A 25,976-nucleotide genomic window follows, 5' to 3' on the forward strand; every position below is an offset into this window, starting at 1 on the left:
GACTCTGTTTTCAACCCGGGTCAGCTGACGCCTGAGATCACGACGAAGCTGCGCTCGAACCACTCACTATGTAGGATAGACACCAGGGCGAGCACATTGCATACAGCGAGAGAATTTTCTCATTCCTGATGAGCTAACGCTCCAAAAAATCTCGACCTGGGTCAGCCGACGCGACGCTGCTCCTCAACCTGGGTGAGCAGACGGCGCCAACCTGAGCTGGTGCCTCAACCTGGGTGAGCAGACGGCGCCCCAACCTCGGACGACGCCAGACGCCCCAACCTGGGTGAGTCGACGCTCCAGAAATTCCCAACCTGGTTGAGCTGGCGCGGGACGGGCGACGCAGCGAGCCTTCAACCAGCGGCCGGAAGCCCCGCGCCGGCGTCACAGCCGCACCGCGATCGGGCGGACCGGCGCGCCGCTGGCTGGACGCCCGGTCTCCGGCCGACGCCGCCAGGTTCCGGCGCCGTGGCGCTGGACGAGCGCTGGATCGCTGGCCCCAAGGTCGACCGGCGCCGGATCGCTGGCTTCAAGCTCGACCCACGATGACGCCGGCGACCCCCGGCCCAGCCGCCTGGCGAGGCCGCACCGAGGCCGTCGCGCCCGCCGCCCCTTCCGCGCTCGCCCTGGGGCGGCGCCGGTCTATACCATGGGGACATGCGCCCCACCGTGCTCCTCTGGGACATCGACGGCACCCTGCTCTCCACCGGCGGCGCAGGCCGGCGCGCCATGGAGCACGCGTTCGCCCGGTTCGCCGACCGGCGCGACGCGTGCGAGGCGTTCTCGTTCGCCGGCATGACCGATCGGGCCATCATCCGGACAGGGCTCGAGACGGTCGGGCGCGAGGCCACGGAGGACGCCATCGACGCGCTCCTCGCGATCTACGTCGAGATCCTCGCGCAGGAGATGTCGCTCGCCGGCGACACCCGGGTCCACGTCGGCGTCATCGAGGCGCTCGACGCCGCCGCCCGGCGCGCGACGTGCGCCATCGGCCTCGGCACGGGGAACGTCCGCGCCGGGGCGCAGGCGAAGCTCACGCGGGTCGGCATCTACGAGCGGTTCGCGTTCGGCGGCTTCGGCTGCGATCACGAGCGCCGCGACGAGCTCCTGCGCATCGGCGCGGCGCGCGGGGCGGCGATGCTCGAGGCGCCGCTCGAGGCGTGCCGCGTCGTCGTCATCGGCGACACCCCGAAGGACATCGCGGCAGCCCGCGCGATCGGCGCCGAGTCGATCGCCGTGGCCACCGGCACCTACGCCCTCGCAGAGCTCGCCGCATGCGCCCCGACCCACAGCTTCACCGACCTCCGGGCGAGGGGCGCGCTCGAGGCGCTGCTCGGTTGAGATCCGAGCTCTCTCGACGAAGCGAGACGAGCGGCCGCCTGACCGCTGCGGCGCCGATGCGACAGCGTATCTCTGCGAGATCACGCCAGCGGTGCTCTGATCCTCCGGAAGAGGATCAGAGAAGGCGACAGGTTCTCTGACGCATAGCGCGGCGAGCGCGAGGCTCAGTAGCGGCTGAACAGGTCCTCCGGCCTCGACGGGCGCAAGGCGGACTCCCTGCTCCCCGGGACCAGCTTGGACGCGTTCGTCGTCGGCTTGCCCGGGGGGCCCGGCGCCGACGCGCTGGAGACGGGAGCGGCCACGAGGGGCGCATCGGCGGGTGGCGTCACCGCCGGCGGCGGCGCCGGAGCCAGCGGCGGCGGCGAGCTCGGTTCAGGGATCGCCGCGCGCGCCTCGTGCGCTGTCGCGAGCGGCGCGGCGGCTGCTGTGCTCGGCTCGGAGGCCGTCGAGATCGCGGCGGCGATGCCCGCCGCGGCTGGCCCGTCCGCGTTCGACGCGGGCTGCGAGAGCCAGAGCGCCGCGCCTGCGAGCGTCCCGACCCCCAGCGCGATCCCGGCGGCGAGCGGCTTGCGGCGCGCCTTCGGCGGCAGCGACGTGACGGCAGCTCCGGTCGATGTCGCGGCGAATCGCCCGCGATCCGGGTCAGCGCCGTGCTCCGGGGCCTCGGTCATCCCGGGTGCGGCCCCCGTTCCCGGGATGGCTGACGGCGCCTCGGGCGAGGGAGGCGAGCCCTGGCCCGCGCGCGACGAGGGAGGCGAGCTCGCGCCAGCCGCCACGGGGGCGCCGCACAGCGGCACGCCGAACACCTCGCCGAGCGCGCTCACCGCGTCCGTGGCCCGGCGGAAACGCGCCGCGGGCTCGAGCGCCGTGGCCCGCGCGAACCACGCGTCGAAGCCGGGCGGCAACGTCACCCCCAGCGAGCGCGCGCGCTGCACCGGCGGCTCCTGCGGGCCGCGGACCGCCAGCATCGCGAACGCGAACACGTCGCTGGCCTCGTTCGCCTCGGGATCCCAGTACGGGAATCCCACCAGCAGCGTGTACGCCATCATGCCCAGCGCATGGATGTCGGCCGCGCTGGTGAGCCTCTTGCCGACCTGGAACTGCTCGGGAGCCATGTAGAGCGGCGTGCCGAGGCTGCGCGTGGCGCCGGCCGCGGTGGCGCCCTCGGCGACGAGCTTCGCGACGCCGAAGTCGAGGACCTTCACGCGGATCGAGCCGTCCTCGCGCTGCGACAGGAAGAGGTTCGCGGGCTTGAGGTCGCGGTGCACGACGTTCGCCGCGTGGGTCCGGTCGAGGGCCAGCGCAGCCTGGTGGAGGTAGGTCACGACGTCGGCCGGCGGGAGGCGGCTCGTGCGCTTGAGGCGCTCGCCGAGCTCCTCGCCGCGGAGCAGCTCCATGACCAGGAAGGGCATGCCCGTCGCCTCGTCGACGCCCGCGTCGAAGACGTCGACGATGTGCTCGCACTCGATCGTCGCCGTGATGCACGCCTCGAGCTTGAAGCGCTCGCGCATCTCCTCGCTCTGGAAGAGGTGCGCGTGCATGACCTTCAGCGCCCGCCGGCGCTCGGTCGCGATGTGCGTCACCTCGTGGATGGCCCCCATCGCGCCGGTGGCGATGAGGCGCACGACGCGGTAGCGGCGGGCGAAGACGATCCCCTCGGCCAGCATGGTCGACACGATCGCCAAGCGTCGTTTAGGGTGCTCTCCCGGTCAAGGCGCCTCGGTGAAAAGGTTCGTCGAGACACGTGTTGACGACAGACCACGACGGAGCACGACGGATCGCGACGATCCGGAGCGCGTCAAAAACGCCCTTGCGCGCCGAGGACCGTTCCCGACGGCCCCACCTGAAGCACGGTTCCGCGGATCCACATCGTGCCAGAGGGGCTCGCGGGCGCGGCCCGGCCGGGGGCTGTCAAGCCGAGCACCGCCGCCGCGCCGAGCGCCGTGAGCCCCACACCGAAGCTGACGGTGCTCACCAGCGCCATCGTGTTCCCGCTCTGCGCGGCGTCGAGCCCTGTCGCGTCGCAGCTCTTCGGATTGCTGGCCTGGATAGCGCTGCCGCAGTGCTCGCTGACGACCGACCTCTTGCCGATCACGAGCGCGCCCATCACCCCGCCGGCCACGAGCCCTGCCACGCCAAGCCCGCCTGTCACGTAAGTCGCCGTCCGCCAGCCCTTCGCGGCTGTCGCCGCCGCCGGGGCGGTCTGCGCGGTCGGCGCCTGGTTCTGGGTCGTGGCCGGGGACGTCGCCAGCGCCGGCGGCTGCGCGGGGGCGTCGGGCGCCGGCGCGAGCTTGATCTCCAGCGTCAGCGTCTTCGTCTCGCCCTCGGCGATCGTGACGCGTTGTTCCCACACGGGCCCTCCGGGCGCCCGGGTCGACATGCGATGTTCCCCCGGATCGACCGGCAGCGCGACGCCCAGCGAGGCCGGCCCAAGCGGGCTGCCGTCGCGCAGCACGACAGTGCCTGGCGGCGCTCCTTCCGGCAGGGCGAGCGAGAGCCTCGGCACGCGCGACGCGAGCCGCTCGCGCTCGTCTCTCGCCACCTTCGGTCGATGTCCTTGACGGGCCCTTTGCGCCGGCGACATCCGCTCCACCCAGGCAAGGTAATTCCCGAGCTGCGTCACCGCCGTCGCGACGCGGCCCCACCGCGACTCGCACATGGCGAGCGTGAACAGCGTGCCCGGCTGGGGATCGAGCTGCTCGCTCTCGGCGAGCGCCGTGCAGCCTGCCTCGTATTTCCCTGCCCCCATGTCGGCGAGCCCTCGATTGAAGAGCTCCTCTGCGGCCGCGGCGTCCTGCGCTCCAGCGGGCGCGGCGAGCGAGAGCGAGCCGAGGGCCATGAGGACTTGCGTGGACCGGCGGAACCAAAGCGTCATGTTCTGTCTCACCAGGCAGGAGAAGGGACCTCGGAGCAAATGGCCGACCGTCCGGCAGGCGCGCGCGCAGATCACCGGAGGCCCGGGCGCCTGGCGCCTACGGCGCCCTCACGCAGCGGATGCCGATCGCGCGGCCGTTGTCGTTCGCAGGGTAATGACCGCGGGATGACGTGCTCAGCCTGGACGACCCGTCGTTCCAGCCTCCGCCCCGGATGATCCGCTCCCCATGGGCCGTCAGCTGAGCGCAATCGGCGCATGGAGCAGGATAACTCAAATACGAGTCCAGCGTCCATTCCGACATGTTGCCTGCCAGATCCGCGTGTCCCCACCTCCCGTCACCCAGGGGCGATTTCGACCCGACCGGCTTCATATGGGCGTACATGCACAGCGTGGGCCCCCCGGGCAGGCAATCGTGCGCGGCGTGGTCCACATCGAGCGTCGTCGAGGACGGCGGGGTGGACCATGGAAAGACGCGCTGCTCGCTCCCGCCGGCTGCCGCGTAGTTCCACTCCGCTTCGGTCGGCAGCCTGCCCCCGTCCCACGCGCAGAAGGCGAAGGCCACATACCAGGTGATGCAGTTCATCGGCAGCTGCTCGTTGTCGTCGGGCGTATCGGTCCACGTGCTGTAGCTGGAGTTGCATCGGATCGACGACCTGAACAGCGCCGGGTCCGGCGGCAGGTTGGCCTCGTCCCAGGCAGAATTCCACCCGCTCCCCGGGATCTGCGGGTGCGCGCCCGCGCCCGCCGTCGGTCGGCTCTCTGGATAGGCGTCGACGAACCTCCGGAATCGCCCCACGGTCACCTCGAACCGGTCCAGCTCGAAGCCGCTCACCGTGGCCGGAAACGCGGTGTCGTTGCCACGCTCGAAGGTCCCTCCCGGGACCGCCATCGTCGCGCAGCAACGCTCGTTGCCTTCCGGTCCGCAGGTCTCGGGCAGCCCGCCGCAGCTCAGGCGGTCGGTGCATGTCCCGACGGCACACAAGGGCATGGAGCCTGCGCATGGCGCCGAGCTCTCCCACTCGCCTCCATTGCACCGTTGCGGCGTCCTGTCGTCGCAGCGACGCTCGCCCGTCGAGCACCCTCCACCGCCAGCGGTGGTGGAGCTGGTCGACGTGGCGGCGGAGGCCGAGCTGGTCGACGTGGCGGCGGTCGAGCTCGTCGAGGGGGGATCGCCGCCCGGGGCGCCGCCGCTCGCGGCGTTGGTCGAGGTCGCGCCGCCGCCCGTGCTCGCGGCGCCGTTCGTGCCTGTGTCGTCGCTGCTTTGCGTGGCCGTGCTGTCGCCGGCACCTGCGCCACCCGTGCTCCCGGTCGCCGCGGCGCTGCGGTCGTCTGGGATATAATCGTCGTCAAGCCCGACGAGCGTGCCGCATCCGCTCCCGACAAAGACCGATGCTCCCCACCACCATCCCGCGCGTCTTCCGAGCATCTCGATTCTTACAGCCGCTCCACGGGTGCTGTCCACTCGGGTGCTCGCCGCTGGCGTCACGAGGTGTTGTGTCCTGTCCGGAAGGCGCCCTCGGGACGCGCCGGCGCGACGTGCCCCGCGATCTCTGCGCTGCGCGCCTGCGTCCGTGCGTGTGAAGAGCGTGTGAAGAGCGTGTGAAGACGAGGTGAGCCGGTCAGCGCGCGCCCGTGGGACTCCGCGCCTCGAAGCGCGCCGGCACCCGGCCCGACGGCCCGAGCGCGGTCGTGCCGCGCGGTCGCGCTTCCGTTGGCCGCAGCGCGACGAGCCTCCCCCGCTGCGCGAGCCGCGCCAGCACGATCGCCATCTCCGTCAGCCCGAAGTGGTTGCCAATGCATACGTGCGGCCCGCCCCCGAAAGGCATGTATGCCCAGTTCTTGCCGGCGCCCGTCGTCGCCGGGTCGCCCGCGAAGCGTTCCGGATCGAAGCGGCGCGGCTCGGGCCAGAACGACGGGTGGCGGTGCATCGCGAAGGGGGAGATGAGGACCGATGTGCCGCGCGGGATGGCATAACCGCGGATCTCGTCGTCCTCGACCGCCTCGCGGACGATCATCCAGGCGGGCGGGTAGAGCCGCAGCGTCTCCCGCAGGACCATGGCCGTCCGCGTCAGCCTGGGCACGTCCTCCGCCTCGGGCGCGCGACCTCCGAGCACGCTGTCCACCTCGCCGCGCACCCGCTCCCATTCGTGCGGGTGCAAGGTGAACAGGACCGTCGCCCACGTCAGCGTGTTCGCCGTGGTCTCGTGCCCGGCGAAGAAGATGTGCAGCACCTCGTCGCGCAGCTCCTTCCGCGACATGCGCTCGCCGGTCTCCTCGTCGCGCGCGTCGAGGAGCGCGTCGAGCAGGTCCCCCGGCCGCTCTCCGCCCTGCTCGCGCCGGTCGATGATGCCGTACACCACCCGGTCGAACGCCGCTGTCGCCTCCCGGATGCGCACGTTGAAGGGCAGCGGCCAGGACAGCGGCACCCTGAAGGGGAGCAGCATCCGGATCTTGATGTAGCGGTCGATCTCCGCGAGCGCGCCGTCGAGCGTGGCGATGTCCGACGGGAGCTGCTGCGAGAACATCGTCTCCACGATGACGTCGCGCGTGATGCCGAGCATGAGATCGTGGGCGTGGAGCTCCTGGCCATCGGTGAGGCGCGCGAGGTGGCGCTCGGCCACCGCGTTCATCGCCGCCGTCATCCTGGCGATCCGCGCGCGGGAGAAGCTCGGCTGCATGATGCGCCGCTGCCGTAGCCAGAACGGCGGATCGCTGATCGCCAGTCCGTTGCCGAAGACGGGCTGTACGGTCTCCCTCGACTTCTCGCCACGCAAGTACTTCCTGGCCGCTTCGTGGAGCACGTAGCGGGCGTCGTCCGGGTGGGTGAGCATCACCATGCCCGCGGCCCCGAACGGGATCCGGGCGATCGGCCCCTTCTCGATGGCGACGCGCTCCAGGAAGCCCGCGGCGTCGACCGCCATCCACGGCAGGCTGCCGAGCAGCGGGATCGAGGGAGCAACAGGGATCTCGGAGGCAGGGCGAGCAGGCGGCGAGGGGGCTGCGGTCGTCATGGGCGGCTCGCCCGACGGTACACCAGTGCCCTCGAAACGTAGTGCGCTCGGTTGGCTTGCGGGCGGAGCCGCTCACCGCCGCGCCCACGTGACCTGACCTGAGACAGTGGTCCTGCCCCGCTGCCGTGGACACCCGTCCGACCGTCCTTGTTCCAGCACCGGTGGCGCCGCACGAGGGGATCACGGGCGGCGCCGCCGGGGCGCTGGCACGCGTCACGCACCATCGAGCGCCGCGAGCTCGGCGTCGAGCTTGCGCGCCGCGCGGGCGTTCAGCCACGCGATGCCACCGAACACGAGCGCGACGAGGGCGAGATGGCCGGCCAGCAGGGCGGCGCGCGCGAGCGTGGCGTGGGGGATGCCCTCGCCGAGCGGGAAACGGAGCGCCGCGGTCACGAGCAGGACGACGAGCCCAGGGACGAGCGGCCCGAGGTACCAGCGCGGGACCGCGCGCAGGAGGTCGCGCTGGCGCGCGAGCGCCCGCCGCAGAAAGGCGAGCTGCTCGCTCGTGGGCGCGTCGAGCGCGGGCGGGCGCAGGTTCGATCCCCGCTTCCAGAGGACGCCGATGACCACGAGGAGGCCGGCCATGAGGAGCGCCGCGCCGAGCGCGGACAGGTGATCCCCGGCGGCGAGCGCGGCGTACGCCTGCGCGCCGAGCGCATAGAGGGCGGCGATGGCCGCGGCGCTCTCCAGCGCATTGCGCGCGCGCACGGTCCTCCTCAGCTTCGAGCCACGTGTCTTCAATGCTTCCATGTCGATCTTCTCCTTGTCAGGCGGCGCAGACTGCCAGAGCCGCTGCAGCTCATCTGTCATGACCCACCGTCCTTCCGCAGCGATTGGGCGAGCTCGGCTCGCAGGCGTGATAGGCGCACCGAGACGTTCTCCGGCGACAGCCCCGTGATCTCGGCGATCTCGCCCCGCTCGAACCCCTCGAGGAACAGGAGCACGAGCTGCCGGTCGAGGGGCCGCAGCGCGCGCACGCTCGCCTCGAGCCGGAGCAGCGCCTCGCGGCCCTCCGCCGCGCGCTCCACGTCGCGGCTCGGCTCGGGGCGGCCCGCGGCGCTCTCGAGCGGCGTCGCGCGCTTCAGCCGATCGCGACGCCCTCGCAGCGCCTCGGTGGTCGCGACGTTGTGCGCGATGCGGTAAAGCCAGGTCCGGTGCGAGGATCGCCCCTCGAACGTCGGGAGCGCCCGCCAGACCGCGGTCCAGATCTCCTGCTGCAGGTCCAGCCGTCGGCTCTCGTCCGCCTCGTAACCGCGCGCGAGGCGCGCGATCGGCGAGGAGAACTCATCGACGAGCTCGGCGAAGCGTGCGTCGAGGGCAGAGGAGTGGTCTTTCGGTCGAGCGTTGCTCACGGCCTCGAGCGAGGTAGTCGTCGGACCCGGGCGGAGCTTGCAGAGAATCGGGACGCTCTCGTTCTTTTCCGGAACGGCGCTCCGGTCGGCTGGCCGCGCGGAGGGCGACGAGCAACGCGACCTGGACTGGGTGAGCCACGCAGCGGAACCTTGCAATTTCGCTGTTATTTTCACGGGTGTTCCCTTCGCGGGGAACTTTTCCTGCGAGCGCGGGTCGTCTGCTCATGCACCCGATCCGCGCGCAGGTCCCCACCGAGAGCATTGCCCGCCCGCCCGAGCCCGGTAGGCCCTACGCGCCCGAGGTGCCCCACGCGCCCCACACACCCGCCCTCCCGTCCACGGACAGGATCCCCAGCCTTCTCTTCGTGGACCCACCCGCGCGGACCGATCTCGACGAGCTGCGACAGTCGCTCTCGTTCGCGTTCACGAGCGGCGTCTCCGGTGGGCTCTTCAGCCAGGCGCTCGATCGGGCGCCCATCGCGCCCTCCACGTGGGATCCGAAGAGCTTCGCGCCCGACCTGTTCCTGGAGGAGCTCGTGGCCCGGTGCTTCCGCGTCCGCGTCGGGGGGCACGAGGCCGTCGTCAACCGGGGGTTCATCCTCCGCGTGCTCTCCCGGCCCCCGAGCGACGCGCGCGTGACCGAGCTCCGGAGGGGGATCCTCCACGAGCTCTCTGGCTCACCCACGTTTCGCGGGCAGCTCGAGAGGCTCTACACGGCCTCATGCCGGATGCGGGGCGCGCTCGAGGGCGCGGTGGCAGGGAAGAAGTTCGATCCGACGCGGCGGCAGCTCGACGTGCTCGCGATCGTCAAAGAGGTCTTCGACCTGATGAGCGCGTCGTTCGAGGGCGCGCGATCGGGCCTCTCCCGGCTGCGCGATTTCGGCCAGGCGGTGCAGACGACCGAGGGATATCGATCGATGGCCGATCTCCTCGATTACGACGAGCACCTCGCGACGCTCCGCCTGGACATCCGCGTCGGCGCCGACGGCCGCATCCGAGGCTTCGACGTCGTGACCGTCCGGGAGCGGCAGGAGAACCCGTTCGTCCTGTCGCCGGTGCGGCGCTGGCTCGCGAAGCTCGAGATGTTCTTCCGCGGGTACAGCTTCGGCGACGGAGAGGTCATGGCCAGGCTCGTCGACGCGGTGTTCGAGGGCGTCGAGGATCAGGTCGTCAAGCTGGTCCCGCTCGTCGGAGAGATGGAGGTCTACCTGGGAGCGCTCGGCTTCCGGGATCTCGCCGAGGCGGCGGGGCTCGAGGTCTGCCTGCCGGAGCTCCGGTCCGCCGCGGAGGGCGAGCGCGTGCTCCTCGGCCTCTTCAATCCGCTCCTCGTCGCCGGCGGAGGGAAGGCGGTGCCGTGCGACGTCGTGACCGATCGGGCCGACACGACGCTCCTGGTCACGGGGCCGAACTCGGGCGGAAAGACGCGCCTGCTCCAGTCGGTGGCGCTGACGCAGCTCCTCGCGCAGGCGGGGATGTTCGTGCCGGCGCGCAGGGCGAGCGTCGCCCGCGTCCCGGGGCTCGTGGTGTCGCTCATCCAGGAGACGAAGTTCGATCAGAGCGAGGGGCGGCTCGGCATGGAGCTCCTCCGGATCCGGGCGCTCTTCGAGGAGCTCGGCCCGGGAGCGATGGTGATCCTCGACGAGCTCTGCTCGGGGACGAACCCGTCCGAGGGGGAGGAGATCTTCGAGCTCGTCGTCACGCTGCTCGAGAAGCTCCGCCCGCAGGCGTTCATCACCACGCATTTCCTGACGTTCGCGGCGCGGCTCGAGCGGGAGAAGGCGATAAGGAACCTCCGGTTCGTCCAGGTCGAGCTCGACGCGGCGCAGAAGCCCACGTACCAGTTCGTCGACGGCGTGGCCGCGACCTCGCTCGCGGCCCAGGCCGCGGCCCGGCTCGGCGTGACCCGCGGCGAGCTCGAGGGCCTCATCGATCGCAACATCGATCGCAACCAGCTCGCGTCCCGAGCGCTGTCCGTCGTCATGGGTCGGGACTCCGCGTTCGCGGGTCCCTCCGTCGTGGGTCGGGAGAGCTGACATGGCGACGTTCCTCACGACGGAGCGGATGAACCCCGCCCTCCGCGCGCGCGTGGAGCGGGCCGCCAGCCACCGGACGCGGGCGCGCCATCACGCGGCTCGAGCCGGGATCAAGGGGACGTTCGCGAGCGACAAGCGGCTCGGGCGCGCGCGGCTGCTCACGCTGCTGACGGCGGCGACCGTCGTGCTCCTCGCGATCGCGATGTACGTCCAGGATCGCCGCGCCATCGAGGCCGAACGGCGCGCCCTCCTGACCGTGCTCGACGAGCGCCGCGCGGAGCTCCCGGCAGGCTACGAGGGCTTCGTCGAGGCGACGGATCGCTGGATCGGCGAGGCCGCGGGCGACGGGGACCTCGCCGATGTCATCGACCCTTCGCTCCGCGCTCCAGGGGCCCTCGACGCCCTGCTCCGCCGGCCCGCGGTGTACGTGCGCGCTCCTCGCGCCGAGCTGCGCGACGCTCGCAGGATCGACGACGCCGCGCGCGGATCCGACAAGGATGCGTTCCTCCTGTGCCTCCTCACGCCTCCGCCCACGTCCGAGGAGCGCGATCTGCTCACGAAGGTGCGAGGCGTATATTTCGGCGGGACCAGGGTCGACGAGGAGACAGCGAACGTCCGCCGGCTCGCCGAGGCGCGGCTCGGCCTCGCGCTGCTCGGCCCCGTGTTCGAGGGCTCGGTGCGCGCGGCCCGCGACGTCGCGGCGGTGAAGAGGCACCGCAAGGAGCTGGATCACTCCCCGATCGAGCTGGCGAAGAAGGCGGCCGGCGCGGAGGTGCTGATCGTCGTGGCCGATAGCCCGGCCGAGAGCACGACGTCCGCGAGCTCGGCGCGCGTCTCGCTCGTGGATCTTGCGGCGAAGAAGGTCCTCTTGCGCCTGGGCCTGCGGGTCGACCAGCAAGGCCTCTCGCCGATGGGCGTGCTCCATCGCGAGCAGATCGAGGGCTGCGGCCTCGCCTTCGCGGTGCGGCGCAGCGTCGAGGAGTGAAGGCTTCAATCCCGGGAGTGCGGGACGGTCACCGAGCTCCGCTCAGCGCGCGCACATCTCCATCAGCATCGTCTCCAGCACCGCCTGCGCCGGCCGGCGGCTGCTCTTCAGCGCGAGATCCGTCTCCGCGAGCACGCGCATCCAGCCGGCGAGCGCGCCCTTCGGGAGCTGGCGGACCGACTGCGCCACGTCGTTCGCCTTGAAGGGGGCCACGCCCGCGCGCTGGGCGGCCTCGGCCTGGCTCGCGCCCCCGGCGAGCGCCGACTCGAACTTCACCATCTGCCGCACCGACCACGACACCGCCCCGAGCAGCCGCAGCCCGCCGTCGCGCGGATCGTAGGCGTCGGCGAGCGCCGCGAGCGCGCGGTCGAGGCGCCGCTTCCCGAGCGCGTCGATCAGCTCCCAGACGGTGCTCTGCCGGATGCGGATGACGATCTGGGCGATCGCGTCCTCGGTGATCGGCTGCTTCGGCCCGACGTACAGCGAGAGCCGCTCGAGCGCGTCGACCACGTAGCCGAGCTCGGGCCCGGCGAGCTCGGCGAGCTGATCGGCCACGTCGGGCGCGATCGGGTTGCCCTTCTCGCGGGCGATGGTCGCGATGAAGCCGGGCAAGGCGCGGCGGTTGAGGGGCTCGCACGCGACAAGGAAATCGCCCTTCTTGGCGGCCGTCACGAGGCGGCGCTGGCCATGGAGCTTCGTCGCGACGAGCACGAGGACCGCGCTCGGCGACGGCGCCTTGGCGTACTCCGCGAGCGCGTCGAGCGGGCTGAGCTGCTTCGACACGCCCCGTTTACCGCTCGCGCCGCTCGCGCCGCGGTCGTCATCCCCCTCGCCGTCGTCGCCGTCGTCCTTCTTCTCCCAGCGATCGACGCCGCGGACGAGCACGAAGCGGCGCGGGCCCATCATCGGCAGCATGCGGGCGGCGCCGAGGATCGACTCGACAGGCGCGTCGCCCGCGGTGAACTTGTCCTCGTTGAAGCCGGCGACGCCCCCCTTGGCCGCCGCTTCCCGGATCGCGCTCACCACGCGATCGACCAGCCAGCGCTCCTCCCCCAGCACGAGGTAGACCGGGCGGAGGGCGCCGGTTGTCGCTTCCTTCAAGGCTTGGTCGGGCGTCACCGCTCCGGCATCGGGCGTTCAGGCAGGTGCGTCAAGGGCGCCGCGCTCGCCCCCGGCGCCGGCGGGCCCGCGCCCCCGGACCTCCCCTCGATCACGGCAGCGAGAACGGGACATCGACGCGCACGTTCGCCCCTGGCGGCGCGACGGCGACCGGCGGCAGCGCGTCGACAAGGCAGGCGGTGACCTCGGGGCGTGACGCCTCGCGGTCCTCGATGATGCCGCGGGCGAGCTGCCGGCCCTGCGCGTCGAACGTGAGATTGAAGACGTACTTCACCCCGCGCGGCGCCGGCTGCGCCGCGATCGCCGGCTTGTAGCAGCGCTCGATCAGGGCCGGCCGGTGCGCCTCGAGCGCCCGCGCGGCCTGCGTCGCGACCTCGTCGCGCGCCACGCTCGGCGCGGGCGCCTGGACCTGGCGCGCCGGCGCGGGCGCCTGGACCTGGCGCGCCGGCGCGCCCGCGCCAGGCGCCCGAGCCGCCGTCTCGGCGGCCGAGGCCGCGTCGGCAGGCGGCGAGGGCGCTCCCCCGGCGGGGCGCGGGTCCGCTGGGGCGCCGGCCGGGCCGTGGCGAAGGCCGAGGTAGACGGCGGCGGCGATCATGGCGCTGCCGAGGAGGATCGCGGTGGGGGTCGAGAGCTGCCTGCCCATGCCGTGGCATTCCCAGTTTGACAGGATCCCCCCCGACCACTCTAGATCCGCGCCGTGTGGTCCGTCCTGCTCGTATTCGCCTTCACGTACATGCTCATCGCGGCGCGGCGCCTGTCGATCCTGCCCATCGGACGCCCGGCCGGCGCGCTCGCGGGCGCGTGCGCCATGGTCTTCCTGAGCGCGATCCAGCCGGGCGCCGGCCTGGATCCGCACGAGGCGTTCGCGGCGATCGAGCCGAACACCATCGGCCTCCTGCTCGGCATGATGCTGCTCTCGGCGTCGCTCGACGCCGGGGGGGTGTTCGAGCGCGCCGCCGCGTGGGTCGCGCAGCGGGACCTGTCGCCGGTCCGCCTGCTCTACCTCGTCACGGTGGGCTCCGGGCTCGCCTCCGCGGTGCTGCTGAACGACTCGGTCTGCGTGATGCTGGCGCCGCTCGTCGACCGGACCGCCCGGCGCGCGGGGCTCGAGCGGGCGCCGTACCTCCTCGCGCTCGCGATGGGCGCCAACGCCGGCAGCGCGCTCACGCTCGCCGGCAACCCGCAGAACATGCTCGTGGGCCACCTCTCCGGCATCTCGTACCGCACGTACCTGCTGGAGGCGGGCCCCGCCGCGCTGATCGGGCTCGCCGTCACGGCCGTGACGCTGCACCTGCTGCTCCGGCGCCGCATCTCGGTGCGGACGCCCGCGCCCGCGCCCGCGCCCGAGCCCGCGCCCGCGCCGGCGGGAGGCGCCCGGCCGAGCGCCCTGACGCCGCTCGCCTGCATCGCGGTCGTGTCCGTGATGTTCGTGCTCGGCGCGAACCTCGCGTGGACGGCGATCGGCGGCGCGACCGCGGTCATCCTGCTCCACCGGCGCGACGCGAACGGCCTGTTCGAGCGGGTGTCGTGGACCGTGCTCGTCTTCTTCGGGGCCCTCTTCATCGTCGTGGCGGGGCTCCAGAAGACCGGCATGCCCGAGCAGGCGCTGCGCGCGGCCAGCCCCTTCCTCCCCGCCGGGCCGACGATGGGCCTGCTCGGGCTGAGCATCGCGATGCTCGTCGGGTGCCAGATCGTCTCGAACGTCCCCTTCATCCTCCTGGCGGACTCGTACATCCGCAGCCAGCCCGATCCGCACCTCGCGTGGATCACGACGGCGCTGGTGTCCACGCTCGCGGGCAACCTCACGCTGCTGGGCTCGGTGGCCAACATCATCGTGGTCGAGACGGTGGGCGCCGAGCGCGACATCGGCTTCCGCGCTTACGCCAAGGTGGGCGTCCCGGTGACGCTCGCCTCGACCGCCGCGGCGCTGGCCTGGCTCCTCCTCGTACGCTGAGCCGCGCGGCCACGGCGCGACCCCGCCGCGCCGCGCCGCCACGCAGAGCAGGTGCCGCGCCGATCACAGCGGCGCCTGCTCGCGCAGGCGCAGGCGGCGATGCCGCACCCCGCCGCGCGCGAAAGGACGCCGCCCCGGCGGCCTTCGCCGCACGTCCAGCCACGCGTGGATCACCGTGATCCCGACGGCCGCACAGAACACAGGCCCCATGGCGAGCATCACCAGGAGCCGCAAGGCTTGCCGGATCGCACGCTTGCTCATGTGGCCCAGCGTACCATCCCCGGTGGGCCCAGCAGCGGATTGAATTGAAAAACTTCAACTGTGCTGCTGGAAAGACCCATGTTCAAGTTCCAGCGCGGAAAAATCTTGTATTGCTGGATCCTGCTCGTTTACAGCTGGGGGTGGCCGATCTCGACCCGCTGTCGACCCTCTGCCGCGCGGCAGGGAGGCCCGTGGAGGCGCGCCTGTGCGGCCGATCTCCTTCGCGGCGGCGAGCGAACCGCGGTCATCCATCTCCCGGAGAAGCCTGAATGGCGCACCAACTATCCAAACGAGTCGCCCTGGTCACCGGCGCTTCCCGCGGCCTCGGGGCGGCCATCGCCCGCAAGCTCGCGGCCTCGGGCGCGCGGGTGGCGGTCAACTACTTCGGCAGCGGCGAGCAGGCGGCGCGCGTGGTCGAGGACATCCGCCAGGGCGGCGGCGAGGCCGAGGCGTTCCGGGCCGACGTGCGCGACGAGCAGGAGGTCACCCGCCTCGTGGGCGAGGTGCAGGCCCGCCTCGGCCCCATCGAGGTGCTCGTGCTCAACGCGACGGGCCCGCAGCCGTTCGTCAAGCTGGAGGACCTGACCTGGAAGCACTGCCTCGACCAGCTCGAGTTCTTCGTGAAGAGCCCGGTCCTCCTCGCGAAGGCGGTGGTCCCTGGGATGAAGGAGCGCCGGTCGGGGCGGATCATCAACGTCGGGTCCGAGGTCTTCGAGCAGGGCGTCCCCGAGTTCTCCAGCTACGTCTCGGCGAAGGGCGCGCAGCTCGGCCTCACGCGCTCGTGGGCGATGGAGCTCGGCCCGCACGGGATCACCGTCAACCAGGTGTCCCCCGGCTGGGTCGTCGTCGAGCGCCACATCCAGGAGGGCGCGAGCGCCGAGGCCATCGAGGCCTACCGGGCGAGCAACCCGCTCCGGCGCATGGGCACGCCGGACGACATCGCCGAGGCCGTCGCCTTCCTCGCGTCCGACGCCGCCGAGTTCATCACGGGCCAGAAGCTGTCCGTGAACGGCGGCAGGACCCTGGCCTGATCGCCCCCAGGGAGGGAGAGCAGGACCCGCGCGTCCCCTGTCTCGTGGATCGGGTCAGCGATTCCGGCGGCCCGCTCCGCCGCGCCACCACCGCGCCTTCACGACGAGCACCCCGTAGACGACAAGGAGCGGGCTCACCGCGAGGTGCGAGAGCAGCGCGAGCGCCAGGAGCACGCCGTTGACGCCGTCGTCCGGGCTCTTGGCGCGATCGCGCAGCCCTCCCATGATCTCGATCACGCCGGTGGCCAGGTTGAAATACGTGAGTCCTGTCACGATCAGCGCGAGGGGCAGGAGCGTCGCGGTGATCACCGCGGGCCAGCGCAACCCCACGCCGCGCCGGAGATAGTGAACGAGCAGCGCGACGCGCCAGCCAGCGACGACCGAGAGAAACCCGAGGTTGATCTGGATGGCCACGGGCATCGAGGTGAAGCGCTCGACCGGGATCGCATAGAGCGCCGCCGGGGGCGCCGTCATCGTGATGACGGTCAGGAGCTTCACGTACGAGAGCCGCAGCTCACCCGGGCGCCGGAGCGGCGCCACGACGACCCAGAGAAACGCGCTCAGGACGATGGCATAGACGACCGAGCCAAGGCCCGTCTTGCGCCAGGCGCTGGCGACCGGATCGTCCCAGAACCGCCCGACGCCGACGAGCCAGGTGCAGGCCAGGCCGAGCGCGAGGTGCCGCCCGTCGAGGCGCGCGAGGTCGTCGGGCGAGAGCCGGAAGGTGAGCAGCCGCCCCGCGGCGCGGGCGAACGACGGTCGATCAGGATCGCGCATGCCGTCCCCTGCGGGCGCGTGTGGCGCGGCGAAACCGGCTGCGCCGGCGCGCGGTCTCCCCCGGACTGTAAAGCTCGCTCATCAGCCAGCGGAACCCTCGCTCGAGCGCCTCCACGCTCATGCGCGCTGGCCTGAAGGTCACGTCGAACAGCGTACACGCGTCCCAGAACACGGGGCGGAGCAGCCGCCCCTGCGCCTCGAGCGCGCGGTGGAGCGCGGTGCCCGGGAACGGCGTGAGCACCGTGATCTGCACCTCGGCGAGATCGCACTCCCGGGCGAACGCGAGCGTGCGCTCGAAGACGCCCTCATCGTCCTCGTCGAAGCCGAGCACGAAGCAGCCGTTCACCGGGATCCCACGCTCCTGGATGCGGCCGACCGACTCGACGTAGCGGGCCCGCTCCGCGGCCTTGAACCCCCGCGGCTCCGCGGCCCGGAGCGCGGTCGGATTGACCGACTCGAGGCCGATGAGCAGCTCGGCGCAGTTGGACTCGGCGAGCAGATCGAGGAGCTCCGGATCGTCGGCGACCGAGATGTCCGTCTCGGTGAACCACGCGATCGGGCGCGCTCGCCGCGCGTTGAGCTCGACGAAGAGCCGCGCGAGCTCCCGCGCCCAGGGCCTCTGCACGAACGTGTTGTCGTCGGCGAGCTCGAGGAACGGCTGCGGCCACACCTCGATGATGGCGTCGAGCTCGCGGCGGATGAGCGGGATGGGCTTGCGCTTGTAGGGGCTGATGAGCCGCGAGGCGGCGCAGAAAGTGCAGGCGAGCGGGCAGCCGCGCGTGGTCTGGAGCGTGAACCGGTTGTACCGGGCGACGTCGAGCAGATCATAACGCGGCACCCGGGCGCCCTCGATCGGAAACGCGGGCCACGCGCCGCTCCGGGCGCTGTACAGCGGGCGCAGCCGGCCCTCGTCGAGCTCGTGGAGCAGCGCCGGCCAGAGCAGCTCCCCCTCGCCCTGGACGACCGAATCGGCGTGCTGCGCCGCCTCGTCGGGGAGCGCCGAGGCGTGCAGGCCGCCGAGGACCACGGTGACGCCCTCGGCGCGCAGCCGGTCGGCGAGCGCGTAGGCGTCGAGCGCGCGCGCCGCGAGCGACGAGATGGCGACGACATCGTACCGGCCGTCCACGATGCGCGCGACGTCCGCGTCGGCGATGGCGTCGAGCTCGCGGTACTCCACCTCCCAGCCCTCGGGCGTGTGCGCGGCGATCGTGAGCAGCCCCAGGCTCGGCAGCGACGCGATGACCTCGCTGCGCTCGACGAAGCCCGGCAGCGTCAGCCCCAGGCGCGCGAGCTCCTCGTCCTTGACCCGGACGCCGCTCATCGCGAGAAGAAGCGCGCGTCGCGACCTTCGCCCCATCGTCGTCCCAGGAGGCATATCGCCGTCCTTCCCGGCGGAAAATGAAGTTCGTGCGACGAGCACGCAGCGCAGCCAGCCGCGAGACGCCTGCGCTACGCGGCGAGGCGGCGGCCGCGCGTCGTCACAGGCGCCCTTGATGCCACAGGGAGAGCAGGTCCATCGACGTCGCGACGACGACGTGGATGGCGCAGCCGCCCCAGATGGAGTCGCTCTTCAGGCTCACCGTGCCGAGGATGAACCCGGCGAGCACCGAGCCGAGCGCCTCGGGCAGCGGCTTGCCGAAATGGATCATCGCGTAAGGCACCATCATGGCGAAGATCGACGAGTAGCCGAGCGCGCGGCGGATCCCGTGGAGGAAGAAGCCGCGGTAGAAGAACTCGAGCGCGACGAATTGCGCTGCATAGAGCGCCTCCCACGCCCAGAGCCAGGGCCACGGGCCCTCGCCCGGCGCGAGCTTGTAATAGGGATACTTCGCCTGGAAGGCCGGCGAGAGCGACGCGGCGAAGAGGAACGGCGCCATGACGGCGAAGAGGAAGCCATAGACGGGCAGGTGCCGCGCCGTCCCGCGGACGCGCAGGCCGAAGCTCCGGATCGGCGCCCGCAGCACGAGCTTCGCGACGACGAGGGTCGGTATCAGATAACCGACGAGGCGGCCGAGCGCCCAGACGATCCGCTGGTGAAAGCGGCGATCCGGCGACGTGTTCAGCGCGTCGTGGAGCCTCGCCGCGGCGCCGTCGAGGCCCACGGCGCGCAGGCCATCGACCATCCAGCGCGTGTCGTTCTCGTTGCCCGCGAACCGGACGAAGATGAGCACGCCGATGACGGTGAGGAACACGCACACCATCCGGCGGGTGACCTCCCCCGCGGGCGTGGTGGCCCGGTGCTGCGCCGCCTCGGCGTCGAGCCGATCGCGCAGGTCGATGACGTACTCCTGCCAGATCCGGCGGAAAAAGCGTCCGATCACGCGCCGTGCTTATCACCGCCGGCGCCCCCGACACAACGTGGGGCAGGGCGCTTCTACTGCTGGGTGGTGGGATTGACGATGATCTCGACGCGCCGGTTGTTGGCCCGGCCCTCGGTGCTCGTGTTCTCCGCCACGGGGCGGTCCGGCCCGTGGCCGACGGTCGCGATCTTGTCCCCGGGCAGCCCCGCCGTGATGAGGTGGGCCTTCACGGAGTCGGCGCGCTCCAGCGAGAGCTTGCGGTTCGCCTGGGCGGAGCCGGTCGAGTCGGTATGCCCCTCGATCCTGATGGGCGGCGACCCCTGGTCCTTCAGCGTGGCCGCGACCTGGCTGAGCTTCTCCTTGGCGATCGGCAGGAGCTCGGACTTGCCCGAGGCGAAGAGCACCGCGCCGGAGAGCGTGATGACCACGCCGCGCTTCTCCTCCTTCACCGCGGCGATCTCCTTGAGGCTCGCGAGCGCCGCGTTCGCGACGCGCTCGGCCTCCCGCCGCGCCGCCTCGGCCTCCTGGCGGGCCTTCTCGGCCGCGGTGCGCGCGCTCTCGGCCTGCAGCCGCGCGCTCTCCGCCTGCTGCTGCGCGGTCTCGGCCTGGGCGCGCGCGTGCCGCTCGCGCTCGATCTGCTGCTGGCCGCTGTGCAGCGCCTCCCTCGCGCTGGCGAGCTGCTGCTGCGAGAGGTCCTTGAAGGCGTCCTCGGCCGCGGCCTTGTCGCGCTGCGCCTGCAGCATCGCCGCCGCCGCCTCGGCCTCCTGGGCCTTGCGGTCGGCGATGTACGCGAGATCGCGCGTCTGCGGGGCCTCGGGCTCCTCGCCGAACGCCCCCTCGGCGCGGGAGAGCGCCTGCTTCGCCGTGTCGAGCTGGGCGGGCGCGAGGCGCGAGGCGGCGCCTTCCGCGGCGCGCCTGTAGCTCGCGCGGGCGTCGACGAGCTCCTTCGGCGGGACCGCCGCGCCGCACCCCGACGCCGCGTAGAGCGCGGCGCACAGGGCGAGAGACCGGGCAGGCCAGGACGGGTTCTTCACCAGGGAAGCCATCAGCATCACCTCTCGCTTCACTTGACCCCCGTCTGCTTCATTTTCTCGACCTGCTTCAGCGCCTCCTGCGCCTCGGCCTGCGTGGAGCGCGCCTTCGCGAGCGCCAGCGCGAGCTCGGCGTCGGCCTCGGCGCGCTGGAGGAGGCGCGTGGCGGACTCGTTGTCCTCGGCCTGCATCTGCTGCTTGGCCTTCTCGAGCTGCTCGCGCGCGAGCTTCAGGTGGAGGGTGGCCTGCGGGTCGGACCCGGCGCCCATCTCGTCGGCCGCGCGGATGGCGGCCTGGGACGAGGCGAGCTGGTCGTTCGGCGGAGGCACGGTGCCGCCGCACGCGGCGAGCGCAAGACCGAGCACTGCAGCGAGCACCGCGGCCGGGCTCGCGAGGCGGCGTAGGGGTGGCTTGTTGATCGGGCTTCGGTTCACCCGGCCGTTGTACAACACCCGAGGTCTCCGAGAAATCAGGAAACCCCTGTCATTGCGAGCGATCTCGGCCGTCTGCCTCGGTCCGCCGCGCCGGGACAGGCGCTACTCGACGCGCATCGAGCTCGCGCGGACGATGCGGATCCGCGCGTCACGCGCGTCGGGCTGGTTGACCGCGCGCGCGAACTCGGGCGCGGCCGGGGAGGCCACCTCGACGACGGACGCGGTGGAGCCGATGCGGATCGCGCCGATCTGCTGGCTCGACACGCCGCCGCGGCGGCACACGAGCGCGAGCAGGCGCCGGGGGTCGGCGCCGTGGCGCTCCCCCCAGTTGACCTGGAAGGGCACGAAGGGGAGGCGCGGGGGCTGCTCCCCGTTGCCTTGACGAGCGGCGGGGCGAGCGCGCGACGGCGCCTCGGACCAGGGCGGCGCGGAAGGCCGGGCGCGCGACGGCGCCCCGGACCAGGGCGGCGCCGGCGGCCGGGCGCGCGACGGCGCCCCGGACCAGGGCGGCGCCGGCGGCCGGGCGCGCGACGGATGCGGCTCGGAGCGGGGCGGCGCGACGGCGGTGACGGGCTGCGGAGCGCAGGGGCCGGTGTGCTTCGCCCGCGCGAGGAGGGCCGCGACGAGCTCGGTCGCGTCCATGTCCGCGAGCAGGCGGGCGGCGAGCTCCCTGTGCCGCGCCTCGGGCGCGGGGCCGGACGCCTCGCGCGGGGCGCGCACGTTCGCGTCGACCGCGGCCGCGTCGACCGAGGCCGCGTCGACCGCGACGGCATCGCCCGCGACCGCGTCGCCCGAGGCCGCGCCCTCCCGGCGCGCCGGGGCGAGCTCGGCGGCGAGCCGCTCGTCGGCGGCGCGGAGCACGTCGTCCGGCGACGGCGCCGGCCGGAACGTGGCCTCGACGCGCGCGCGCCGGAGCAGCCTCAGCGCGTGCTCTCGCGCGAACGGCGCGACGAGCAGCACGCTCGTCCCCTTGCGGCCCGCCCGGCCGGTGCGGCCGCTCCGGTGCGTGAAGATCTCGGGATCGCCCGGGGGATCGGCGTGGATGACGCGCCCGACCTCGGGGACGTCGATGCCGCGCGCGGCCACGTCGGTCGCGACGAGGGTCGTGACGGCGCCCGAGCGAAACGCGTCGAGCGTGCGGGTCCGCTCGCGCTGCTCGAGGTCGCCGCTCAGGGCGCGCGCGGGCAAGCCAAGCGCGGTGAGCTTGTCGGCGAGCTCGGCGGCGCCCTCGCGGGTGCGCACGAAGACGAGCGTGCGCTCGCCGGGCGCGAGGAGCAGCAGGTTCACGACCGCCGCGTCGCGCTCCGCCGGCAGCACGAGGTGGGCGACGTGGGCGATGTCGCCGTTCGCGGCGCCGGGGCGCGTGCCCTCGACGCTCACCGCGTCCCGCTGGAAGCGATCGGCGAGCGCGCGGACCTCGCGGGAGAAGGTGGCCGACACGAGGTGGGTCTGGCGATCCTCGGGCATCTTGCCGACGATCGCCTCGAGGTCGTCGCGGAAGCCGAGGTCGAGCATCTGGTCCGCCTCGTCGAGCACGAGGGAGAGGACGCCGCGGGGGTCGAGGGTCCCGCGCTCCAGGTGATCGAGCAGGCGGCCGGGCGTCCCGGCGATGACAAGGGGGTCGCGCCGCAGCGAGCGCGCCTCGGCGCCGAAGCTGGTGCCGCCGGTGACGCACGCGACGCGCGCGCCGAGGGGCGCGAGCAGCCAGCTGAGCTCGCCGGCGATCTGCGCGGCGAGCTCGCGCGTCGGCGCGATGATCACCGCGGCCGGAGCCGCGACGGTGCGCGGCGCGCCGTCGGGCGCGGCCGCGGCGGCGCGGTCGGCGAGGGCGCGCTCGAGGCGGGGGGCGAGCGCGAGGCCGATGGCCACGGTCTTTCCGGAGCCGGTCTGCGACGAGACACGAAGGTCCCGCCCGGCGAGCTCAGGGGCGAGGACAGCCTGTTGGACGGGGGTGAGTGAGGTGAAGCCGCGGCGGGCGAGGGCGCCCGCGAGCGGCGCGGGCAAGGCGTCGAGCGATGAGGCTGGATTCATGAAAGCCGCGCAACCTAGCAGAACCTGGACGGTTGTCGCGGCCAATCGCGTACCGAGCGTGGCGCAGCGCGGCGCGGCCGCGCTGCGCTCCGGGGGCGGGAGAGCTCCCCCGCCCTGCCGGGATGATGGAACCGCCAGGGCGCCAGAAGACGCCAGAGAACGCCAGAAGACGCCAATATTATTGAGATTTTCTTGGCGTCCTTGGCGTCCTTGGCGTCCTTGGCGGCTCAGAAGCCCCGAGTTTCAGTCAGCGTGCCTCACCCGCCGCGCTCCGGATCACTGGGCGCTCGCCTTGGCCTTCTCGTCGAGCCAGGCCACCGTCCACGCGAACGGGCTGTTCCAGTTGATGGTGATCTCGTTGACCGACCACGCCCCGATGTCGTCGAGGTAGCACTTCTGCGGGGCGCACTTCGCGCGCTCGGCCGTCTCGTCGAGCGCCGCTTGCGCCACCTCATCCTCCAGCCCGGAGTTCGGCCCACCGGAGACCGCGCCGGGCGGGGCGGACGGGAACGACGCGTCCACCTGGTGCGCCCAGAAGCGATGATGCGGGTTCTCGAGCGGGTTCTCGCCGTAACCGGAGACATAGGACTTGTCCATCGGGTTGCGCCCGAGGAGGTAATCCGCGCCCGACGCCACGCCGTCGAAGTACTTTTGCTCGCCGGTGAAGTCGTGGGCGAGCGCCAGGACAAGCATGTTGTTGAGCACGAACGAGTTGGAGCCCCAGGGATACCCTTTCGCGTTCGCCTTGAAGGGCACCCGGTAGCCCTCCGCCCCGATGACCTCGAGGTACTTGTCGGCGATGGCGACGAGCTTCGTCCGGGCCGCCTCACGCTCCGCCGCGGCGTGCTGGGCCTCGACAACGGCGAGCGAGATGGCGCCCAGCCCGTCGACCTGCCCCCACGTCATGGCGCTGAACGTGCCGTCCACGCCGCCGAGCTCCTCGTTGTAGGGCGACGCCGCGAGCTCAGCCTGATACCTGGCGCCCTCCGTGGTGAGGAAGAGCTCGGCGGCCGCCCAGTAGAACTCGTCGCTCAGCTCGGCGTCCCCGTAGCCGCCGCCGCCCACGACGCCGCTCTCGTCCGGCACCACCTTCGGGTTCGCCTTCGCCGCGGTCCACGCCCGCGTCGCGGCCTCGAGGCACTGGGCCGAGAACGTGGGATCGAGCTCGCGCCAGATGCGCGCGGCCTGGGCCGCGGTGGCGGCCAGGTTGAGCGTCGCCGCCGTGCTGACCGGGCGCAGGAAGCGCGGCTGCGGATCCTCGTGCGGCGGCAGCGGCAGGCCGGTCCACTCCAGGTCGTGGATCTTGTGGTGCACCATGCCCGCGCTCGCCTGGCCCTCCGGCACCTGCATCGCGAGCATGAACTCGATCTCCCACCGGGCCTCGTCGAGGAGGTCGGGGATCTGGTTCGCGTTCTCGGGGATCTTCAGCTTGCCGTCGCCGAAGTCGTCCGCCGTGGACCCGAGCGCGACGAAGCGCTCGTACTGGTTCAGCAACGTCCAGGCGGAGATACCGCCGTTGACAACGTACTTGCCGTGATCGCCGGCGTCGTACCACCCGCCGGTGACATCGAGCGTGTACGTGCAGCCGATATCCGCGCCGCAAGGGGCCTCGTCCGGCAGGTGCCCCGCCGGGCGCGCGTGGTCCGGGCCAACGTACTGCTCCAGGATCTCGATGCCGGAGCGGTTGTGATAGAAGTACGCGAGCGCGTCGTACTTCATCTGAGAGTAGATGGTCGAGCCCACGTCGAACGGGTGGCTCGACACCTCCCCGACACGGAGGGTGTACCCCTCGCCGGGGGTGGTGAAGCCGCTGAAGTCGATGGTGTGCACGTGCTCGCCGGAGCTCGCGTCATCGCCCACGACGCGGGTCGCCCCGCTGGCGACCACCGTGCCGCCGGCGTCCACGAGCTCCCACGCATGCGGCTTGTCGGCCTCGGCGACGACCGTGGCGACCTTGGCGGCGGCCGGCAGGTACCCGACCTGGTTCACGCGGATCAGCTCGGTGCCCGACGGCGGCACCGTCTCGATCGGCGCCTCGCCCCCCGTGCCCCCCGTGCCCCCCGTGCCACCCGTGCCCCCCGTGCCACCCGTGCCGCCGGCGCCGCCAGAAGCCCCCGCGCCGCCAGCGCCACCCGCGCCGCCGGAAGCCCCCGCGCCGCCCGCGCCGTCCAAGGGGCTATCGTCGCCGCAGCCAACAACCGTGAGGCCGCCCGCGAGCGCCAGAAGAAGAGACCCACCCAAACACAGCCAGGAACGCTCCCGACGAGCCGACTTTGCAGCCAAAAGACAAAGCATGATGCGTATCTCCAGGTAAAGTTGAAGCCGCGCGGCCAGACGGCGCACACGGAATCTTACAGCGCCGTCACCATCGATGAAGTCGATGTCGGTGTCAAGCGCGATTGTGGGCTCCGGGCGTGGGAGCGGGCGACGCGTGGTCGTCAGTAGTGCCAGGGATAACGGGTGAAGTCCGGGCGGCGCTTCTCCAGGAAGGCGTCTCGACCCTCCTTCGCCTCCTCGGTGCCGTAGGCGAGCCGCGTCGCCTCGCCGGCGAAGAGCTGCTGTCCGACGAGCCCCTCGTCAGGCAGGTTGAAGCCGTACTTCAGCATCCGCATCGCGGTCGGGCTCTTCGAGTTGATGATGGCGCCCCACCGCAGCGCCTCCTCCTCGAGATCCGCGTGAGGGACGACGGCGTTGACCATCCCCATCGCCGCCGCCTGCTCCGCCGTGTAATCGAGCCCGAGGAAGAAGATCTCCCGCGCCTTCTTCTGCCCGACCTGCCGCGCGAGCAGCGCCGAGCCATACCCGCTGTCGAAGCTCGCGACGTCCGGGTCCGTCTGCTTGAACATCGCGTGCTCGCGGCTCGCCAGCGTCATGTCGCACACCACGTGGAGGCTGTGGCCGCCGCCCGCCGCCCAGCCGGGCACCACCGCGATGACGACCTTGGGCATGAACCGGATGAGCCGCTGCACCTCCAGGATGTGGAGCCGGCCGAGCCGCGCCGGGTCGGCCTGCCCCGCGCTCTCTCCCTCGTATTTGTACCCGTCCTTCCCGCGGATGCGCTGATCGCCGCCCGAGCAGAACGCCCAGCCGCCGTCCTTCGGCGAAGGCCCGTTGCCGGTGATCAGCACACAACCCACGTCCGAGGTCGTGCGCGCGTCCTCGAGCGCGGTGTACAGCTCATCGACGGTGCGGGGACGAAACGCGTTGCGGACCTCGGGGCGGTTGAACGCGATGCGGACGGTGCCCTGGTCCACGGCGCGGTGATAGGTGAGATCCTCGAACGAGAACCCATCGACCTCACGCCAGCGCGCCGGGTTGAAAATCGCAGAGACGGTCATGGCCCACTCCTTTGGGGCGCGGACCGTACTCGCCTCATCGTGGGCTGGCAACCTCGGCGACATGACAGTGGCGACCTCCGGGCGCGCGCGTGTTCGCCGGCCCCGG

The 25,976-nt window shown here is 72.2% G+C and carries 23 protein-coding genes; 6 read left to right on the forward strand and 17 right to left on the reverse strand.

Annotated elements, in window-relative coordinates; genetic code table 11:
• The first annotated feature begins 654 nt into the window (after nucleotides 1-654).
• The gene (locus tag WME95_RS29375) at nucleotides 655-1,338 is read left to right on the forward strand and encodes an HAD family hydrolase (RefSeq protein ID WP_437902662.1); all 684 of its coding nucleotides are present in this window, start codon (nucleotides 655-657) and stop codon (nucleotides 1,336-1,338) included.
• Between the two features lie 164 nt (nucleotides 1,339-1,502).
• Here the strand turns inward: WME95_RS29375 and WME95_RS29380 are convergent, their stop codons facing one another.
• From WME95_RS29380 to WME95_RS29390, 3 genes are all read right to left on the reverse strand, one after another.
• A complete protein-coding gene (locus WME95_RS29380; RefSeq protein WP_437911042.1) occupies nucleotides 1,503-3,005 on the reverse strand; it encodes a serine/threonine-protein kinase in 1,503 nt (500 codons plus the stop codon).
• Between the two features lie 131 nt (nucleotides 3,006-3,136).
• On the reverse strand, nucleotides 3,137-4,213 hold the full coding sequence (locus tag WME95_RS29385) for a hypothetical protein (RefSeq protein ID WP_437902663.1): 1,077 nt from the start codon (nucleotides 4,211-4,213) through the stop codon (nucleotides 3,137-3,139).
• Nucleotides 4,214-4,310: 97 nt separating this feature from the next.
• The gene (locus WME95_RS29390; RefSeq protein ID WP_437902664.1) at nucleotides 4,311-5,201 is read right to left on the reverse strand and encodes a formylglycine-generating enzyme family protein; all 891 of its coding nucleotides are present in this window, start codon (nucleotides 5,199-5,201) and stop codon (nucleotides 4,311-4,313) included.
• Between WME95_RS29390 and WME95_RS29395 the strand changes: the two genes are divergently transcribed.
• Entirely contained in the window at nucleotides 5,200-5,553 is a 354-nt protein-coding gene (locus WME95_RS29395) for a hypothetical protein (RefSeq protein ID WP_437902665.1), read from the forward strand. The genes WME95_RS29390 and WME95_RS29395 overlap by 2 nt on opposite strands.
• A gap of 279 nt (nucleotides 5,554-5,832) precedes the next feature.
• On the opposite strand, the gene WME95_RS29400 is transcribed toward WME95_RS29395, so the two are convergent.
• From WME95_RS29400 to WME95_RS29410, 3 genes are all read right to left on the reverse strand, one after another.
• Nucleotides 5,833-7,224, reverse strand: a complete 1,392-nt coding sequence (locus tag WME95_RS29400; RefSeq protein ID WP_437542060.1) for a cytochrome P450 — start codon at nucleotides 7,222-7,224, stop codon at nucleotides 5,833-5,835.
• Nucleotides 7,225-7,437: 213 nt separating this feature from the next.
• Nucleotides 7,438-8,034, reverse strand: coding sequence for a hypothetical protein (locus WME95_RS29405; protein WP_437902666.1), 597 nt, complete (start codon nucleotides 8,032-8,034; stop codon nucleotides 7,438-7,440).
• Nucleotides 8,031-8,576: an RNA polymerase sigma factor gene (locus WME95_RS29410; RefSeq protein WP_437902667.1), complete on the reverse strand. Its 546-nt coding sequence runs from the start codon at nucleotides 8,574-8,576 to the stop codon at nucleotides 8,031-8,033. Before WME95_RS29410 ends, WME95_RS29405 begins: the two co-directional genes overlap by 4 nt.
• Before the next feature lie 224 nt (nucleotides 8,577-8,800).
• Between WME95_RS29410 and WME95_RS29415 the strand changes: the two genes are divergently transcribed.
• Together WME95_RS29415 and WME95_RS29420 are read left to right on the forward strand one after the other, a co-directional pair.
• A complete protein-coding gene (locus WME95_RS29415) occupies nucleotides 8,801-10,609 on the forward strand; it encodes a MutS-related protein (protein ID WP_437902668.1) in 1,809 nt (602 codons plus the stop codon).
• Nucleotide 10,610: 1 nt separating this feature from the next.
• Nucleotides 10,611-11,594 carry a hypothetical protein gene (locus WME95_RS29420; protein WP_437902669.1) on the forward strand — a complete coding sequence of 328 codons (984 nt, stop codon included), beginning with the start codon at nucleotides 10,611-10,613 and terminating at the stop codon, nucleotides 11,592-11,594.
• Between the two features lie 42 nt (nucleotides 11,595-11,636).
• Here the strand turns inward: WME95_RS29420 and holA are convergent, their stop codons facing one another.
• Entirely contained in the window at nucleotides 11,637-12,695 is a 1,059-nt protein-coding gene (holA, locus tag WME95_RS29425; RefSeq protein ID WP_437902670.1) for a DNA polymerase III subunit delta, read from the reverse strand.
• Nucleotides 12,696-12,804: 109 nt separating this feature from the next.
• Entirely contained in the window at nucleotides 12,805-13,356 is a 552-nt protein-coding gene (locus tag WME95_RS29430; RefSeq protein ID WP_437902671.1) for a hypothetical protein, read from the reverse strand.
• Between the two features lie 54 nt (nucleotides 13,357-13,410).
• On the opposite strand from WME95_RS29430, the gene WME95_RS29435 reads away from it, so the two are divergent.
• Nucleotides 13,411-14,667: an SLC13 family permease gene (locus WME95_RS29435; protein ID WP_437902672.1), complete on the forward strand. Its 1,257-nt coding sequence runs from the start codon at nucleotides 13,411-13,413 to the stop codon at nucleotides 14,665-14,667.
• Nucleotides 14,668-14,730: 63 nt separating this feature from the next.
• Here the strand turns inward: WME95_RS29435 and WME95_RS29440 are convergent, their stop codons facing one another.
• Entirely contained in the window at nucleotides 14,731-14,928 is a 198-nt protein-coding gene (locus WME95_RS29440) for a hypothetical protein (RefSeq protein ID WP_437902673.1), read from the reverse strand.
• A gap of 269 nt (nucleotides 14,929-15,197) precedes the next feature.
• Between WME95_RS29440 and WME95_RS29445 the strand changes: the two genes are divergently transcribed.
• Nucleotides 15,198-15,959 carry an SDR family oxidoreductase gene (locus tag WME95_RS29445; protein ID WP_437902674.1) on the forward strand — a complete coding sequence of 254 codons (762 nt, stop codon included), beginning with the start codon at nucleotides 15,198-15,200 and terminating at the stop codon, nucleotides 15,957-15,959.
• A 54-nt stretch (nucleotides 15,960-16,013) separates the two neighbouring features.
• Here the strand turns inward: WME95_RS29445 and WME95_RS29450 are convergent, their stop codons facing one another.
• The 8 genes from WME95_RS29450 to WME95_RS29485 all read right to left on the reverse strand — a co-directional run bounded on the left by WME95_RS29450 (nucleotide 16,014) and on the right by WME95_RS29485 (nucleotide 25,870).
• A complete protein-coding gene (locus WME95_RS29450; RefSeq protein ID WP_437902675.1) occupies nucleotides 16,014-16,736 on the reverse strand; it encodes a hypothetical protein in 723 nt (240 codons plus the stop codon).
• On the reverse strand, nucleotides 16,723-18,057 hold the full coding sequence (locus tag WME95_RS29455; RefSeq protein WP_437902676.1) for a B12-binding domain-containing radical SAM protein: 1,335 nt from the start codon (nucleotides 18,055-18,057) through the stop codon (nucleotides 16,723-16,725). The genes WME95_RS29450 and WME95_RS29455 overlap by 14 nt, the downstream gene beginning before the upstream one ends.
• 157 nt (nucleotides 18,058-18,214) lie before the next feature.
• Complete coding sequence (locus tag WME95_RS29460) at nucleotides 18,215-19,057, reverse strand: CPBP family glutamic-type intramembrane protease (protein ID WP_437542081.1); 843 nt, start codon at nucleotides 19,055-19,057, stop codon at nucleotides 18,215-18,217.
• A gap of 53 nt (nucleotides 19,058-19,110) precedes the next feature.
• The gene (locus tag WME95_RS29465) at nucleotides 19,111-20,082 is read right to left on the reverse strand and encodes an OmpA family protein (RefSeq protein WP_437902677.1); all 972 of its coding nucleotides are present in this window, start codon (nucleotides 20,080-20,082) and stop codon (nucleotides 19,111-19,113) included.
• A gap of 17 nt (nucleotides 20,083-20,099) precedes the next feature.
• Nucleotides 20,100-20,501: a DUF4398 domain-containing protein gene (locus tag WME95_RS29470; protein ID WP_437902678.1), complete on the reverse strand. Its 402-nt coding sequence runs from the start codon at nucleotides 20,499-20,501 to the stop codon at nucleotides 20,100-20,102.
• A 102-nt stretch (nucleotides 20,502-20,603) separates the two neighbouring features.
• A complete protein-coding gene (locus tag WME95_RS29475; protein WP_437902679.1) occupies nucleotides 20,604-22,532 on the reverse strand; it encodes a DEAD/DEAH box helicase in 1,929 nt (642 codons plus the stop codon).
• Nucleotides 22,533-22,808: 276 nt separating this feature from the next.
• Complete coding sequence (locus WME95_RS29480) at nucleotides 22,809-24,704, reverse strand: glycoside hydrolase family 9 protein (protein WP_437902680.1); 1,896 nt, start codon at nucleotides 24,702-24,704, stop codon at nucleotides 22,809-22,811.
• A 266-nt stretch (nucleotides 24,705-24,970) separates the two neighbouring features.
• Nucleotides 24,971-25,870, reverse strand: coding sequence for a 1,4-dihydroxy-2-naphthoyl-CoA synthase (locus WME95_RS29485; protein ID WP_437542090.1), 900 nt, complete (start codon nucleotides 25,868-25,870; stop codon nucleotides 24,971-24,973).
• Nucleotides 25,871-25,976 lie beyond the last annotated feature (106 nt).

This window comes from Sorangium sp. So ce327 (assembly GCF_051530205.1).
GTDB lineage: Bacteria > Myxococcota_A > Polyangia > Polyangiales > Polyangiaceae > Sorangium > Sorangium cellulosum_B.

Coding starts and splice junctions, on each gene's coding strand:
- WME95_RS29465 (WP_437902677.1), bottom strand. CDS start 20,082: ATGGCTTCCCTGGTGAAGAACCCGTCCTGGCCTGCCCGGTCTCTCGCC.
- WME95_RS29380 (WP_437911042.1), bottom strand. CDS start 3,005: ATGCTGGCCGAGGGGATCGTCTTCGCCCGCCGCTACCGCGTCGTGCGC.
- WME95_RS29430 (WP_437902671.1), bottom strand. CDS start 13,356: ATGGGCAGGCAGCTCTCGACCCCCACCGCGATCCTCCTCGGCAGCGCC.
- WME95_RS29445 (WP_437902674.1), top strand. CDS start 15,198: ATGGCGCACCAACTATCCAAACGAGTCGCCCTGGTCACCGGCGCTTCC.
- WME95_RS29405 (WP_437902666.1), bottom strand. CDS start 8,034: ATGACAGATGAGCTGCAGCGGCTCTGGCAGTCTGCGCCGCCTGACAAG.
- WME95_RS29475 (WP_437902679.1), bottom strand. CDS start 22,532: ATGAATCCAGCCTCATCGCTCGACGCCTTGCCCGCGCCGCTCGCGGGC.
- WME95_RS29455 (WP_437902676.1), bottom strand. CDS start 18,057: ATGAGCGGCGTCCGGGTCAAGGACGAGGAGCTCGCGCGCCTGGGGCTG.
- WME95_RS29400 (WP_437542060.1), bottom strand. CDS start 7,224: ATGACGACCGCAGCCCCCTCGCCGCCTGCTCGCCCTGCCTCCGAGATC.
- WME95_RS29450 (WP_437902675.1), bottom strand. CDS start 16,736: ATGCGCGATCCTGATCGACCGTCGTTCGCCCGCGCCGCGGGGCGGCTG.
- WME95_RS29485 (WP_437542090.1), bottom strand. CDS start 25,870: ATGACCGTCTCTGCGATTTTCAACCCGGCGCGCTGGCGTGAGGTCGAT.
- WME95_RS29440 (WP_437902673.1), bottom strand. CDS start 14,928: ATGAGCAAGCGTGCGATCCGGCAAGCCTTGCGGCTCCTGGTGATGCTC.
- WME95_RS29390 (WP_437902664.1), bottom strand. CDS start 5,201: ATGCCCTTGTGTGCCGTCGGGACATGCACCGACCGCCTGAGCTGCGGC.
- WME95_RS29375 (WP_437902662.1), top strand. CDS start 655: ATGCGCCCCACCGTGCTCCTCTGGGACATCGACGGCACCCTGCTCTCC.
- WME95_RS29415 (WP_437902668.1), top strand. CDS start 8,801: ATGCACCCGATCCGCGCGCAGGTCCCCACCGAGAGCATTGCCCGCCCG.
- WME95_RS29385 (WP_437902663.1), bottom strand. CDS start 4,213: ATGACGCTTTGGTTCCGCCGGTCCACGCAAGTCCTCATGGCCCTCGGC.
- WME95_RS29395 (WP_437902665.1), top strand. CDS start 5,200: ATGGAGCCTGCGCATGGCGCCGAGCTCTCCCACTCGCCTCCATTGCAC.
- WME95_RS29420 (WP_437902669.1), top strand. CDS start 10,611: ATGGCGACGTTCCTCACGACGGAGCGGATGAACCCCGCCCTCCGCGCG.